Below are 14,688 nucleotides of genomic sequence, written 5' to 3' on the forward strand. Positions count from 1 at the left end.
TCTACATTGCACTCTCAGCATTATAACAAGTGATATGCAAAAAATGCATACATAAATATTTTTTTACATTAGCCAATTTTCAATGCATTTCCTAAGATAAATTTATTCTTTTATTGAGCTGTAATGCAGATGAACATTGAAATTAAAACGCGAGTTGAGAAGGATTTATTAGGACTTAAAGAAGTGCCATTTCATTGTTATTATGGTGTACAAACCCTAAGAGCATTAGAAAACTTTAACTTAAGTTCAACTAAATTAAGTCACTTTCCTGTTTTTATTAAAGCACTTGCAATGGTTAAGGCTGCGTGTGCAGATGCCAATTTCAAACTCAATAAGCTCGAAGAAAATAAATATAAAGCAATTCAACATGCTTGCCAGCAACTGAACAATGACCTGTATCATGAACAGTTTCCGATTGATATGATTCAAGGCGGTGCGGGTACATCGACCAATATGAATATCAATGAAGTGGTCGCGAACATTGGATTAGAGTATTTAGGGCATGCAAAAGGGGAATACCAATATTTGCATCCAAATAATGATGTAAATATGTCTCAATCAACCAATGATGTTTATCCTAGTGCAATAAAAATCGGCTTATTATTTGCTTTAGACCAACTGAATCTGCCGTTCCAAAGTTTAATTCAAAGCTTTGAAAACAAATCAAATGAGTTTTCTCATATCTTAAAAATGGGACGTACTCAGTTACAAGATGCAGTACCGATGACTTTAGGTCAAGAATTTGCAGCATTTGCGCATACATTGCAAAACGATTTGAAAAAAATCAATCAAATTATGCCAGACGCTTTAAGTGTGGTGAATCTTGGCGGAACTGCGATTGGTACTGGTATTAATACTGAAGTTGAGTACCGTATTCTTGCTATTCAAGCTTTATCTAAAATTACCAATAAAACCATTTCAAGTGCGCCTGATTTAATTGAAGCGACTTCGGATATGGGCGATTTTGTTCTGTTATCAAGCTTATTAAAACGTACCGCTACGAAACTTTCAAAAATCTCAAATGATTTACGTTTGTTGTCGAGTGGTCCGCGTGCCGGTTTAAATGAAATTCATTTAGAGCCACGTCAACCGGGCAGTTCAATTATGCCAGGTAAAGTGAACCCTGTAATACCAGAAGCAATGAACCTTGCTTGTTATCAAATTATGGCAAATGATTTGGCAATTACACTCGCTGCTGAAGCAGGTCAATTGCAGCTCAATGCGATGGAACCTTTGATTGCTTTCAAATTGTTTGAATCAATTGATTTGTTAGGCAGAGCAATGCGTATGTTTGAGCAGAAATGTATTCAAAATATTCGTGCAAATGCAGAACATTGCCAAGCTTTGGTCGATAACTCGATTGGTATTATTACGGTGTTGAATCCTTACTTGGGTTATGAAACGACAACGCGTATCGCTAAGCAAGCCAATGAAACTGGGGCAAGTATTTTAGAGTTGATTCGAGCAGAACAATTGCTTTCTGATGAAGTTTTAGCTTCTGTGCTTGCTGTGCAAAATATGGTTCACCCAAAGCAGAAAGATGCGGCTTAATTACCTTATAAATCTAGTTGATTCTCAAGGAAATACTTTCCGTTTCTTTTCTGATTAAAATAACACAGCCTCCAAATGGAGGCTGTGTTATTTGTAGATAGTTAGATTATTTCTAGGTTTGGGTTATTTGAGACATCACTCATTAAGTTCTAAGCGTAATCGAACCTTAAAAAATTAAAACACCCATTCAATTAGGCAATCCGCAAATGTTGTTTTAGCAGATCATTTCAAGGGTAGATCCGCTCTTTTCGAAAATAATTTTTCAGCATATTTATACTCCTGAGCATCAAAATTGTGGCATTTTGATGAGTAGCAAGTGTTGGGTCAGTATGAGTGCTTTATTGCAATCAATATTCCCAAAAAATCACGCTGTATACAGATCGCTAAAATATGATTTTGATTGGTTTGCTTGCCCAATGACTACGCCCCATCAACCATAAAAAGACGGTTTGATCCATGTCATTCTTTGAAAAGAGAAGGGGAGACAAACTTTTGATGTTGTATAGCGAGCTGTGCAATATGTGGGTTATAAGCTTGATAAACCGTAATGCTGTCACGGTCATATACAGCATGGATTTGGTGATATGCATGCATGATAAATCTCACTTGTATTTTTGAATAAGTAAAAGAAAAGAAAACTTATCTAAACAAGTGGAACATGATCGACCGATTGGCAACAAAGTGATTGATCATGATAAAAGCAATTTATATTGATTTTGTTGTCATTTTATTCAAAATAGAATTTTTATCAAGCTGATTAAGTTGATCACTGTACACGCTATGCATAGGTCGTTGAGTAAATGAATAAGGATGATTTAAGACGATTTGCTCAATATAATATTTGGGCGACACAACGTCTTTGTGAATGTTTAAAAGCCGTATCTGATGCAGATTTTAATCAAGATATTGGACTGTATTTTAAGAGTATTGCAGGAACGCTTAACCATTTACTGCTGGGCGAACATTATCTCTGGTATTCACGTTTTAAAGAAAATCACTCTCCAACTATGGCATTAAACACCGTCATTCATCAGGATAAAACGCAGCTTTTGAATGAATTAAGCGATAAAAGCCTAAATTGGTTGAGCTTTATTGATGATTTAGATGAAACAATTTTAACGGGAAACTTGAACTATTTTAGATCGAATGGGGAAGCGCAAAGCTTGCCTTATGCAGATACGCTGATTCATGTTTTTAATCATGGTACACATCATCGAGGGCAAGTAACTGCTGCTATGACGATATTGGGTTATCAATGCCCTGAGCTTGATTGGGTATATATGTTGGTTGAAGAAAATTTACAAGATTGACCAGAATAAATTACAGAAATGACACATCGTCACTTCTGTAATTACTTTGAAATCAAGTGTGATTCATTTCTACAACCAATTGATTCAGTAGATCTTGAGCCTCGAGTTCACGAATTAGAGCAACATTACTACCTGCCCAAAATGCACCAAAGCCAACATCGCCATTTTGTGTTGCCACTGCATTGAGCTGTTTTGCCAAATCATATGCGTATGGATAGGCTGCAACATCTGGACGATCAGCTTGATCAATTCGAGTTTGCCAATGATTGATGATGCCACGTGCTGGGCGACCTGAAATACTTGAGGTAATTTGGGTCAAAGGATGATCAAATAAAGCTTTGCGGTAAGCAGTATTGGCATTTGACGATTTACATTGTACAAAGGCGGTTCCCATTTGCACTGCATCTGCACCGAGATTGAGCATGGCTTTTGCCTGTTGACCATTCATAATTCCTCCAGCTGCAACCACAGGGAGTGAACAGTGTTTTTTGATCAGTTGAACAAGGTCGGAGGTTTTAATTGCACCATCGATCTGTGCATTAAAAATACCACGATGTCCACCTGCTTCAATTCCTTGAGCAATGATAATATCAATCCCTGCTGCTTCGATCGCAAAGGCTTCAGTCAGATTGGTTGCTGAAACAAGCGTTAAAATACCAGCATCTTTTAGTTTTTGGATTTGATATTCATGTGGAATACCAAAGTGAAAACTCACCGCTTTGGGCTGTGTTTCTAAGCATAGATCTAAAAAATCATCGTTGTCTTTAAAGCTTGGATAAATACATTTTAATTCAGTGGGTGGAACTGCACCAAATTTTTCAAATTCAGTGGCTAAATGTGCTATCCAAAGCGTATTGGAATCTATATTTGTGCTTGATGATTCATGACAAAAAAAGTTAAGTTGAAAAGGATGTGGTGTTAAGTTTTGCGTTTCTTTGATTTGTTGACGTGCTGTTTCAACAGTATTTGCCCCAAGCCCCAATGACCCAAGAGCACCTTGATTAGATACTTCAGCTGCTAATAGGGGAGTTGAAACTCCTGCCATAGGTGCAAGCAATATTGGAAGTTTTATTCCTAACTGTTCTAATAAAGACATTTCCTAGCTCCTCAATTTTCATTTACTTTGCCCAAGCTGAGGGCAATAAGCAAATTATGTTCAGTATTTATTTTAAAAATATAATTTAAATACATGTTTATGTGGAGCTGAGGTGAAACAGGTTGATATTAAATCGGAGCGACATGGAAAAGAGAGCCAATCCAACTGGAGAAAGCCATCGCGATAATGCCCCAAATAGCAACTCGAAGGCTGCCTTTAAGCATAGAGGTTCCGGCAAAATAGCTTGATAACGCACCCAAAATAACCAAAGATAAAATTCCGACCACCAAAACCACTTTTTCTAAATAAATTTCAGGGCTGAATAGAATTGATAGCGTAGGCAATAACGCTCCGATCGAGAAAGATAACGCAGAAGAACCAGCAGCTTGGATCGGTTTGGCAGCAGTTATGTCATTGATTCCAATTTCATCACGGGCATGGGCTTCCAATGCATCTTTTTCAGTCAGTTGAATAGCAACCTGATGGGCTAGTTCTGGGTCTAGTCCACGCTGTATATAAATATGTGTCAGTTCTTTAAGTTCTAAATGCGGATTTTTTTCTAATTCGCGTGCTTCAACTTTTAAATCCGCCTCTTCTATATCCGATTGTGATTTGACAGAAATATATTCACCTGCTGCCATTGAAGTTGCACCTGAAATTAAGCCAGCAATACAGGTAATAAGTAGTGTGTGACTCGATGCTCCACTTGCTGCCATCCCCATCACTAAACTGGTCACTGAAATAATACCGTCATTGGCACCCAGAACAGCTGCTCTTAACCAGCCTGTACGTTGTATAAAATGTTGTTCTGGGTGATGTGAATGAGACATAAAGGTGACTCCATATTCAGGGAAGTTAAATCACTTATAATTTAAGTATATGACAAATATAAAAAAGCTCCTATGTCAGGAGCTTTTATTTCAATTCAAATTATTGTTGAGCTTTTTCTTTGACATCGGCTGCACCTTTTTCAACGGCGCCCGCTGCAGTTGCGGTTGCATTTTTAGCCGCATCTACAGTTGCGTCAGCGGCATGAGCGGTTGCATCAGCGGCATGATCTACAGCTGTAGCCGTTGCATTGGCAGCATGATCAGCTGCTTGTGCTGTTGCACTAGCAGCATCTTTAGTGGCATTTTCTACATCATGTTTAGCTTGATCAACAGCATTTTCAACATGTTCACCCGTAGTCGCTCCTGTCTCAGGTGCTTTATCCTTATTACAGCCTACGAGTGCAATCGTAGCAATCAGACCCAAAGCGAGTAAAATTTTATTCATCTTGTATACCTTTTTTAAATTAATATTTGGCATCCAGCAGCTGGATGAAATAAATATAAACACAAAAAAAAACCAAATCAAAAAATAAAATGTAACGTTTTTATAAGCCTTATGCTTTGAATTAACAACCCGAATCCTTCAAACAATATTATTTTCATCAAATCTTAATATATTATTCATAAAATAGTATATGTGTGGTCTTTTTTTATTCAAAAATTATAAGCAACAAGAAAATATAGTCGTGCAACAACATAGTGGAGATGTAAAGTAAAATGTAATGTGCAAAATGGGTATTTTGTGCCGATGCACCATATATGAGCAAGAATGACATTATTGAGGGAAATCTGACATTTATATGTTTAGAATACTATTTAAACAGTTCTTAAAATAAAACTGAGTTAAAGTAAAAAAACATATTTACAAGCAAATAAAAAAAGATAGAATTAAGAAGAAAGTGTGAAATATATCAAATAATTCACTCGCCCCAAAAAGCCCCAAAATGGTGCTTTAAACGCGGGTAAAATGGAAATTTATGGGGTTTTCTTAAATATGTTGGATTTAAACAAATCTCGAAAAGTGCCAGATGATTTTGTGGAATATGCTGAAAAACAAATAAGGCATTTACTGAACGCTGTGAGTGGTGTTGAGTTTGTGATGTTATGTACTTCAGATGGTTTTGAAATTGCGCTGGTCAATAAGAAAAACATTAATAATTCAGGAAAAATTGCTGCTGTAAGTAGCTCAATTTTAGCGATGGTGACTGCTTTTGTATCAGAGATTAATCTTGTTGGATGTCAAACAATTACTTTAGATGCAGAGAATGGAAAGGCATTGCTTACAGCAATTCCGCATCCGACGCATCCTTTAGTTTTGGTTGCCATGACCAATAAAGATATTTTGTTAGGGCAAATGCTATATGAGCTAAAGTCGACTACAGAATTGCTGATGAAAAATATCTAAGGTCTACTTATGAAAATTGTTAAGCGGCTTATATTTTTTATATAAAACGAGATGTTTATCAATAACTGAAATAATCTATTGATAATTGTTGAAAGTTGTAGCAAGTTTTAAATGATTAAAAGCCTAATTTATTTTTAAATTACGCTTGAATAATTAATATTTTTTATGCTATTAAAATAAGCATAGGAAATAATTAATTAAAATTGATTATCGAATAAAATTAAAATAGGTATTCAAGAAGAATACTAATTTTATCCATGTTAGCTAGGGGTATTAATCTTTAGTTAAATAGTAAAGTGTTTTAGTAAAGCAAAATAAAAATTGAATTACTAAAGCAAACAACAATGTCAAATAGAAACGGGGATGCTCATGGCTCGTATCACACTAGATCAATTAACAGATATCGATGGTTTCGTCTGCGCTGCTTTAGTAGACAGCGAAAGCGGTCTTTCATTAGCGACAGCAGGCGCAGGTTTGGACTTGGAATTGGCAGCAGCAGGTAATACTGAAGTTGTTCGTGCTAAGCGTAAAGTTGCCAAAGCATTAAAACTTGATGATGTAATTGAAGATATTTTGATTACTTTAGGTAAGCAATATCATTTGATCCGTCCATTAGATTCAAATGAAAATTTATTCCTTTATCTTGTTTTAGATCGCTCTAAATCAAACTTGGCTATGGCTCGTCACGAGTTAAAAGCATTTGAAAAAGGTTTAGACTTTTCTTGATTTGTTAGGGGCTGTGGACATTTCATAAATGGCTTGCGTTGTAGGTTAAAATTGAGCAGGTAAGGCATGAAATGAAGAGAATAGCGAGACTATTTTTAAGTTTCATAACGTAGCCTGAGATAATTTTAGCCACAACCCTTCGAGACTAGCGTGTTTTTTGGCGCTTCGTCGTTACGAACTACTCATTTAGAATGACTAAATTTCGTATTTCGCGCCTAGAATCGCCTAAAAAACACACCTAGTCGCAAACATAGACGAATTGTCCACAGACCCTATTGAAAAGTAAATAAAAACTCGTCTTCGGATGAGTTTTTTACATTAAGATCATGTATAACATAATAATCGTATTGGTGGTTTTATACTTATGTTGAAAGTCGGAATTTATAGACATTATAAAGGTAATTTGTATCAAGTTTTACATATTGCAACGCATAGTGAAACACGAGAAAAATTGGTGGTCTATCAATGTTTATATGGTGATTATTCAATTTGGGTTCGCCCATATGAAATGTTTATAGAACATGTCAGTTTGGAAGATGGTCAATCACGAGCAAGATTTGAGTTTTTACACACCATCTAATTTAGCCTAGTCATTGATTTACAGTATATGGCTAAACATGATTTGTATGATAAAGAATTTGCGCTACAAAGCTGATAGATTGTCATAGCAATGACGTAAATAATTGAAATAATAACAATGATAGTAAAGAGGAAGTGCTGAATATGAGTTTAAGTCACCCATTTTTGCAACGATTGAATGAACTATATCAGTCTTTTATCAAGTTTGATGCGACACAATGTGATCGAATCAAACGATATCGTAACATCGAACCTGAATCCGCATTATTTCTGGCTATGCAAGTAAGAATTCAGCAGGCAAAAACGATTTTGGAAATTGGAACCTCTACGGGCTATTCCACTTTATGGCTGGCTGATGCCGCCCAAGTCACCGGTGCGCGGGTTACAACACTTGAGATTGATGAACAGCGAACACTACAAGCAAAGCATTATGCCAAAGAGTTGGAGCTAGATCATGTTATTGATTTTTGGGTAGGTGATGCACAACATTATTTAGAAAAATGTCATGGAAAATACGATTTTATATTACTTGATGCAGAGCGTGATGCCTATTTGAATTATTGGGTTTTCTTACAAAATATGATTGAAAATCAAGGGGGGGTGTTGGTGGTAGATAATGTAATTTCGCATGCTGCTGAGGTTAAAAGTTTTACTGATGAAGTCAAGCGAGATACTCGATTTATGACAACGACACTATCTGTGGGCGCTGGGCTTTTTATTGTGACATTCAAAAATTAATTTTCAGTGTTGTATCAGGGAGATTTCTCCCTGACTTTGTGCTGAGAAGGATGTTTTGTAAATTATAAAATTGAAAGTCGTTTAAAATGTACGTCATATTCTAAATACTTGTGCACAAAAGCCGTTTTATCACTACATCGCAATAAATTGTCATATATAAATTCTGGTACAGGATGATAAAGTTCTCCAGAACCATTGTTATAAAAAATTTTTAAATACCGTGAAGAAGCATTGTACTTCCAAGAAGTCACGGTAATCATTGATCCCATAAGCAACCCCTTAAACTTCTGATTGTTCTACAGAAAAAAGTGTTCTGTATGATTTGAAATTAGTCCATTCATCTTTAGAAAAGTATTGTGGTTTTGTAAAAATGCTGAGGATTTTTCTGATAAGCTTATACCACATATGAAAATCTAAAATTTTAAAACAGAGCAAATATCATGAATAAAAGACTCAAAAAGAATGTTTGTTTTATCTTGGAAACAAAGGGGATGCAATGATACTTGCGATAGATGTTGCCTATAGTGGGACGAGTGCGCAAGTTGCTGGAGGCATATTTGATGCGTGGGAAGCAACTGATTTATTCAAGCAATACAGGATTTCTCTAGATCACATCATGGACTATGAATCTGGGCAATTTTATAAGCGTGAATTGCCTTGTATTCAGGCTTTATTGGCACAAATTACAGAGCATATCAATATGATTATTATCGATGGATATGTACATCTTGGGAATGAGCAAAAAGCGGGTTTGGGACAGTATTTGTATGAAGCGTTAATGCTAAAAGTTCCTGTGATTGGGGTGGCTAAAAATCAGTTTACAGGCACACCAAAAGATTGCGAAATTTTGCGAGGACAAAGCCTCCAACCGCTTTATATTTCTGCGATCGGTATTGAGCTTGAGCTTGCCAAGCAATATGTGAAAAGTATGTATGGGAAATATCGAATCCCTAAGTTGTTAAAAGATGTTGATCGTTTAAGCAAAATGCCGTAGCAATAATTGAATTATTTTATAAATCATTACAGCTTTGTTTGTAGAATTTTGACATAAAGTTAGATGTAGTATGATGAAAAAACAGGAGAAATAAAAATGAACCAGCCGTCAGGTGAGCAAAAAATTGCAATTAATTATATTGAATTTAATGTCAAGGATATTCAGCAATCCAAAGCATTTTATCAACATTTGGGTTGGACTTTTACTGACTTTGGTCCAGCTTATTGTGAATTTGATTCTGGCGTGATTAAAGGTGGTTTTGCCCAAGCTGACCACATTCAAAGTGCAGGTGGCGCGTTGATTATTTTGTACAGTGATAATCTTGAAAAGAGTTTGCAGCGTGTAACAGATGCAGGTGCGACCATCGTACAAGAGATTTTTAGTTTTCCAGGCGGGCGCCGTTTTCACTTTAGAGATTTAGATGGCTATGAACTCGCCATATGGTCGCATTAGAAAATAAATAAAAAACCACGCTAATCAAGCGTGGTTTTTAAAATCTAATCTAATTTGATATTAGATTTTACCCACTAAGTCGATAGAAGGAGCAAGTGTTGCATCACCTTCTTTCCATTTAGCAGGGCAAACTTCGCCAGGATGACCGTGAACATATTGAGCTGCTTTAACTTTACGAAGAAGTTCAGAAGCATCACGACCAATACCACCCGCATTGATTTCGATGATTTGGATTTTACCTTCAGGATCAATTACGAAAGTACCACGGTCAGCAAGACCAGCAGATTCGATTAAAACTTCAAAGTTTTTAGCAAGTACCCAAGTTGGGTCGCCAACCATTACGTATTCAATTTTTTTGATTTCTTCAGAAGAATCGTGCCAAGCTTTGTGTGTGAAGTGAGTGTCTGTAGAAACAGAATAGATTTCAACACCTAATTTTTTGAATTCAGCATAGTTATCAGCAAGATCACCAAGTTCAGTTGGGCAAACGAATGTGAAGTCAGCTGGATAGAAGAAAACTACAGACCATTTACCTTTAAGATCAGCTTCTGTAACTTCGATGAATTGACCGTTTTGGAAAGCTTGTGCTTTAAAAGGTTTAACTTCAGTATTAATTAAGCTCATCATTATCTCCATGATTGAGGTGTTTATCTAATATATAACTAGAATAATGAATTTTAAGTTATTGGTGAAATAGTATTTTTTTATAGCTAAGATCGGAAAATCAAATTAGCAAGCTCCAGATACTTTTCACCAAAGACAAGTGTCCGTCATTGTTGCATCAACTAAAGCAAATAAAGATGATGTTTGAATGACAAAACCATCCTTTTTAAATCTGTAACAAACATGATGCTTCTGAGCTTATATTTCAAGGGTGAATTTTTAAAAAAGATATAAAAAATATTTCAATGTATAGAAATTGTTCTGCTAATATCCTTTGAAGCTTAAATACGTCACATTTTTAATTCAATATTTTTTATTTTCAGTCTGATTTAGATCAGACAATTATGATTTCATTTTCAAGACACTATCTCTGTTGCGCTTTACAGCGTAAAATATTTTGTTCAATTTTAAATATTAGGATAAAGCATCTGTGCCAAATCAGTTAAATGTCGATCAATGGGTTATGGTACGCGATCGCCATCGTTTAAGCCGACTGAAAAAAGGAAAAGATGCCGATCCAGAAAAATTTAAAGAACTTTTTGAAAAATCGAATCAGCAAGTAAAAAAAAGATTTTCCAGTCTACCCACGATTAAACTTAATCAAGACTTACCTGTCACACAATATGCTGATCAATTGATAGATGCGATTCAAAAACATCAGGTGATTATTGTTGCGGGGGAAACGGGTTCTGGTAAGACTACTCAGTTACCACAAATAGCGATGCTTGCAGGTCGTGGTTTGACAGGGATGATTGGTCATACCCAGCCTCGACGTCTCGCAGCACGAAGTGTATCTCAACGGATTGCAGAAGAAGTCGGCGAAAAACTGGGTGAGTCCATCAGCTTTAAAGTCCGTTTTAATGAACAGGGTTCCAATGATTCCATTGTTCGTTTGATGACGGATGGTATTTTGTTGGCTGAACTGTCAAATGATCGTTACTTAAATAAATATGACACGATCATTATCGATGAAGCGCACGAGCGTTCATTGAATATTGATTTCATCATGGGTTATTTAAAACAGTTGGTGAAAAAGCGCCCTGATTTAAAAATCATCATTACTTCGGCAACTTTAGACGTCAATCGATTTAGTGACTACTTCAATGGCGCACCTATTTTTGAAGTAGAAGGGCGTAGCTTCCCTGTAGAATTACGTTATCGTCCGATTTCAGAAATGACGATTGGCGGTAGTGATGACGATGATTTTGATGATTTCGAAGAAAACTTACCACGTGCGGTGGTACAAGCTGTTGAAGAGTGTTTAAAAGATGCTGAAGCTAAAGGGCATCCAGAACATGCTGATATTCTGATTTTTTCCAGTACTGAACAAGAGATTCGTGAACTACAGGAAACCTTGCAAAAGTTTGGTCCAAAACATACGCAAATTTTACCGTTATATGCTCGACTCGCTTTAGCCGAACAGCAGAAAATCTTTAATCCATCGGGTGGTGGACGAAGAATTATTATTGCGACCAATGTGGCGGAAACGGCTTTGACGGTTCCAAATATCCGTTATGTGATTGATAGTGGTTTTGCACGTATTTCACGGTATAACTATCGTTCTCGGGTACAACGCTTACCGATTGAAGCGATTTCACAAGCAGCTGCAAATCAGCGAAAAGGGCGTTGTGGTCGTATCGCGCCCGGTGTGTGTATTCGTCTTTATAGTGAAGATGATTTTCAAAGTCGCCCTGAATTTACAGAACCTGAGATTAAGCGAACCAATTTAGCCTCGGTTATTTTGCAGATGCAAAGTTTGGGCTTGGGGGCTGTTGAAGATTTTGATTTTATTGAGCCACCCGATCATCGTTTGGTCAATGATGGTCGAAAGCTATTGATTGAATTAGGTGCTATTCAAGAACAGCAAAATTCATCAATGAGCGCGAAGCAAGCTGTTAATTCTGCTCGCAGTGAGCTGACCAAAATTGGTCTGCAAATGGCGAAAATGCCGATTGATCCACGTTTGGCGAGAATGATTTTGGGTGGGGCTCACTTTGGTGTACTTCGTGAAGTGTTAATCATCGTTGCAGCTCTTGCTGTACAAGACCCTCGTGAACGTCCTGCGGATAAACAGATGCAAGCCGATCAAAAGCATGCATTGTTTAAAGAAGCTGATTCAGACTTTTTATTTTATCTGAAATTATGGAATACCTTGAGTGAAAATCGTGAGACTTTAAGCGAGAACAAACGTCGTAATTTTGCCAAGCAGCATTTTCTCAGTTGGTTGCGTTTGCGTGAGTGGAAAAAAACCCATGAACAATTGCTCGATTTGGCGCAAGGCTTAAAGCTGTCTTTTAATGAGAAAAAAGCCAGTTATGAGAATTTGCACCGTGCGCTTTTAACCGGATTATTGTCTTTTATTGCCAATAAAACGGATGAACGCAATACATTCATGGCAGTACGTCAGCAAAAAGCTCGAATTTTTCCTGCATCGACATTGCATAAAACCAATACACCTTGGGTGATGGCATTTGAAATGGTGGAAACCTCTCAAGTTTATCTGCGAACTTTGGCAAAAATTGAGCCTGAATGGATTCTTTTGGCTGCACCAAATTTATTAAAACATCATTATTTCGAGCCACATTGGGCGAAAAAACCTGGTGTGGTCAATGCCTATGATCAGATTTCATTATTTGGTTTGATTATCGAACCGAAGCGTGCAACCAATTACGAAAAGGTGGATCAGCCTGCTGCACATGAAATCTTTTTGAGAGATGCACTGACAACAGGAAACTTGGGGATTGCGCCACCATTTTTAAAACACAACTTATTAAAACTTGAGGAAGTTGAACGAGTTGAAGATAAGTTGCGTCGTCGTGATTTGGTGGTGGACGAAGAAACAATTTATCAGTTTTATGCAGCCAAAGTCCCTGCTGAAATTGCAAGTCGCCGCAGTTTCGAAGATTGGCGAGCAACTGTAGAGCCTAAAAACCCACGTTATCTATTTGTAGATGACGATGATTTATGGATGACAGATCGTCCGACGACACAGCAATTCCCGGATTATTTACACAATGGGCAATTGCGATTGGCGGCGAGTTATCGCTTTGATCCAAGCCATGACCAAGATGGCGCTACTGTTAAAATTCCTGTACAGGCTTTAGCACAAGTCGATGAAAATATTTGGTCGTGGGGAATCCCAGGCTGGCGCCTAGAGTTGATTGAAGCATTACTTAGAGCACTACCCAAAGATAAACGTCGTAATTTGGTACCGATTCCTGACACAGCGCAAAAGTTGATGAAAGCTGTGGATGCCCAACATTTGCATGGACATATATTCGATTTCTTGGCATTTCAGTTAAGAGGCGAACAAATTACCGCGAAAGATTTTTCTTTTGAACGTGTTGAAGCTTATCTGATTCCATTTATTAAGGTTATGGATGAAAAAGGTCGTGTGTTGGAGCAAGGGCGAGATCTTGCTGAACTCAAAGCACGTTGTCGTACCGAAACACATAGTCCTGTGAAGCAGTTAAAAGGTGAATTTACGGTTTTCCCTGAAAATTTTGTTTTTGAGGCATCGCAAAAAGTCACAGGTGTTGTTGTTAAACAATATCAAGCCTTGGTGCCGACGAAAGACTTTGCCCAATTAGACACCAAAGATGAATCTGGAATTGTGATCCAGACCTTTAATGACCAAAATGAAGCCATTAAGCAGCATCGTGAAGGTGTAATTCGGTTGATTCATATGCAGTTAGGTGACTCAATCCGCCAACTGAAAAAGCAAATTTCAAAACCATTGGCGTTGGCTTATTCACCATTGGGAGATAAAGCTCAGCTGGAACAAATGTTGGTTTATGCAACTTTGCAAATCGCGATTCAAGACTTACCGATCAATGCTGAGGAGTTTGCTCAATTAACTGCCGAGATCAAGAAAAGCTTCTTAATGCATGGTCAGGAAGCATTAAAACTGATCAGTGAAATCTATATTCAATGGCAGGAAATTCGTCAAAATTTACTGATGTTGGATCAAGATGTATTTGGAAAAAATATAGATGATATTGAAGATCAACTGGATTTAATGAATCTTTCCAATTTTGTTTATTCAAAATCTTCCGATGTTTGGCAGGAATATCCACGTTATTTAAAAGCATTGTTATTGCGTTTAGATCGTTTGCCGAATAATCTAAATCGAGATGATGCTGCAATAAAAGAAGTTGATCCTTGGATGGATAAACTGTTTAAGTTTAAATCCGATGTTCGTGTAAAAGAAGTGTATTTCATGGTTGAGGAACTACGGATCTCATTATTCTCACAACCGATGAAAACCAAAATGCCGATATCTTCGACTCGAATACAAAAGGTATGGGAAAAGCTAGGAATCGGTTAGAATAGAAATAATTTGA

The 14,688-nt window shown here is 37.0% G+C and carries 15 protein-coding genes; 9 read left to right on the plus strand and 6 right to left on the minus strand.

Annotated features, from left to right (window positions below; genetic code table 11):
* Positions 1-129: 129 nt before the first annotated feature.
* A complete protein-coding gene (locus I9192_RS07815; protein WP_034708777.1) occupies positions 130-1,551 on the plus strand; it encodes an aspartate ammonia-lyase in 1,422 nt (473 codons plus the stop codon).
* A 459-nt stretch (positions 1,552-2,010) separates the two neighbouring features.
* On the opposite strand, the gene I9192_RS22300 is transcribed toward I9192_RS07815, so the two are convergent.
* The gene (locus I9192_RS22300) at positions 2,011-2,145 is read right to left on the minus strand and encodes a DUF4291 family protein (protein WP_005030038.1); all 135 of its coding nucleotides are present in this window, start codon (positions 2,143-2,145) and stop codon (positions 2,011-2,013) included.
* A 206-nt stretch (positions 2,146-2,351) separates the two neighbouring features.
* Here I9192_RS22300 and I9192_RS07825 point away from each other — a divergent pair, with 206 nt between their 5' ends.
* Positions 2,352-2,861: a DinB family protein gene (locus I9192_RS07825; protein WP_005030037.1), complete on the plus strand. Its 510-nt coding sequence runs from the start codon at positions 2,352-2,354 to the stop codon at positions 2,859-2,861.
* A gap of 52 nt (positions 2,862-2,913) precedes the next feature.
* On the opposite strand, the gene I9192_RS07830 is transcribed toward I9192_RS07825, so the two are convergent.
* The 3 genes from I9192_RS07830 to I9192_RS07840 all read right to left on the minus strand — a co-directional run bounded on the left by I9192_RS07830 (position 2,914) and on the right by I9192_RS07840 (position 5,232).
* Positions 2,914-3,957, minus strand: coding sequence for an NAD(P)H-dependent flavin oxidoreductase (locus I9192_RS07830; protein ID WP_005030035.1), 1,044 nt, complete (start codon positions 3,955-3,957; stop codon positions 2,914-2,916).
* A gap of 128 nt (positions 3,958-4,085) precedes the next feature.
* The gene (locus I9192_RS07835) at positions 4,086-4,787 is read right to left on the minus strand and encodes a VIT1/CCC1 transporter family protein (RefSeq protein ID WP_004831504.1); all 702 of its coding nucleotides are present in this window, start codon (positions 4,785-4,787) and stop codon (positions 4,086-4,088) included.
* Positions 4,788-4,887: 100 nt separating this feature from the next.
* Complete coding sequence (locus tag I9192_RS07840; protein ID WP_004831503.1) at positions 4,888-5,232, minus strand: hypothetical protein; 345 nt, start codon at positions 5,230-5,232, stop codon at positions 4,888-4,890.
* Between the two features lie 549 nt (positions 5,233-5,781).
* Between I9192_RS07840 and I9192_RS07845 the strand changes: the two genes are divergently transcribed.
* The 4 genes from I9192_RS07845 to I9192_RS07860 all read left to right on the plus strand — a co-directional run bounded on the left by I9192_RS07845 (position 5,782) and on the right by I9192_RS07860 (position 8,235).
* The gene (locus tag I9192_RS07845; protein WP_009585049.1) at positions 5,782-6,192 is read left to right on the plus strand and encodes a roadblock/LC7 domain-containing protein; all 411 of its coding nucleotides are present in this window, start codon (positions 5,782-5,784) and stop codon (positions 6,190-6,192) included.
* A gap of 369 nt (positions 6,193-6,561) precedes the next feature.
* On the plus strand, positions 6,562-6,918 hold the full coding sequence (locus tag I9192_RS07850) for a hypothetical protein (RefSeq protein WP_004721834.1): 357 nt from the start codon (positions 6,562-6,564) through the stop codon (positions 6,916-6,918).
* A gap of 364 nt (positions 6,919-7,282) precedes the next feature.
* Complete coding sequence (locus I9192_RS07855; protein ID WP_035300665.1) at positions 7,283-7,498, plus strand: DUF1653 domain-containing protein; 216 nt, start codon at positions 7,283-7,285, stop codon at positions 7,496-7,498.
* 143 nt (positions 7,499-7,641) lie between these two features.
* Entirely contained in the window at positions 7,642-8,235 is a 594-nt protein-coding gene (locus I9192_RS07860) for an O-methyltransferase (protein WP_004831499.1), read from the plus strand.
* A 62-nt stretch (positions 8,236-8,297) separates the two neighbouring features.
* Here I9192_RS07860 and I9192_RS07865 read toward each other — a convergent pair whose 3' ends face one another.
* A complete protein-coding gene (locus I9192_RS07865; RefSeq protein ID WP_004831498.1) occupies positions 8,298-8,504 on the minus strand; it encodes a KTSC domain-containing protein in 207 nt (68 codons plus the stop codon).
* A 227-nt stretch (positions 8,505-8,731) separates the two neighbouring features.
* Between I9192_RS07865 and I9192_RS07870 the strand changes: the two genes are divergently transcribed.
* Together I9192_RS07870 and I9192_RS07875 are read left to right on the plus strand one after the other, a co-directional pair.
* Positions 8,732-9,229 carry an endonuclease V gene (locus I9192_RS07870; protein ID WP_005030030.1) on the plus strand — a complete coding sequence of 166 codons (498 nt, stop codon included), beginning with the start codon at positions 8,732-8,734 and terminating at the stop codon, positions 9,227-9,229.
* A 96-nt stretch (positions 9,230-9,325) separates the two neighbouring features.
* Positions 9,326-9,682: a VOC family protein gene (locus I9192_RS07875; RefSeq protein WP_200150312.1), complete on the plus strand. Its 357-nt coding sequence runs from the start codon at positions 9,326-9,328 to the stop codon at positions 9,680-9,682.
* Between the two features lie 60 nt (positions 9,683-9,742).
* Here I9192_RS07875 and ahpC read toward each other — a convergent pair whose 3' ends face one another.
* Complete coding sequence (gene ahpC, locus I9192_RS07880; protein WP_004721823.1) at positions 9,743-10,306, minus strand: alkyl hydroperoxide reductase subunit C; 564 nt, start codon at positions 10,304-10,306, stop codon at positions 9,743-9,745.
* 469 nt (positions 10,307-10,775) lie between these two features.
* On the opposite strand from ahpC, the gene hrpA reads away from it, so the two are divergent.
* Positions 10,776-14,672 (plus strand): ATP-dependent RNA helicase HrpA, encoded by a 3,897-nt coding sequence (gene hrpA / locus I9192_RS07885; protein ID WP_005030025.1) that lies wholly within the window; start codon positions 10,776-10,778, stop codon positions 14,670-14,672.
* Positions 14,673-14,688: the final 16 nt, after the last annotated feature.

It is taken from the genome of Acinetobacter bereziniae (assembly GCF_016576965.1).
In the GTDB taxonomy this organism is placed as follows: domain Bacteria; phylum Pseudomonadota; class Gammaproteobacteria; order Pseudomonadales; family Moraxellaceae; genus Acinetobacter; species Acinetobacter bereziniae.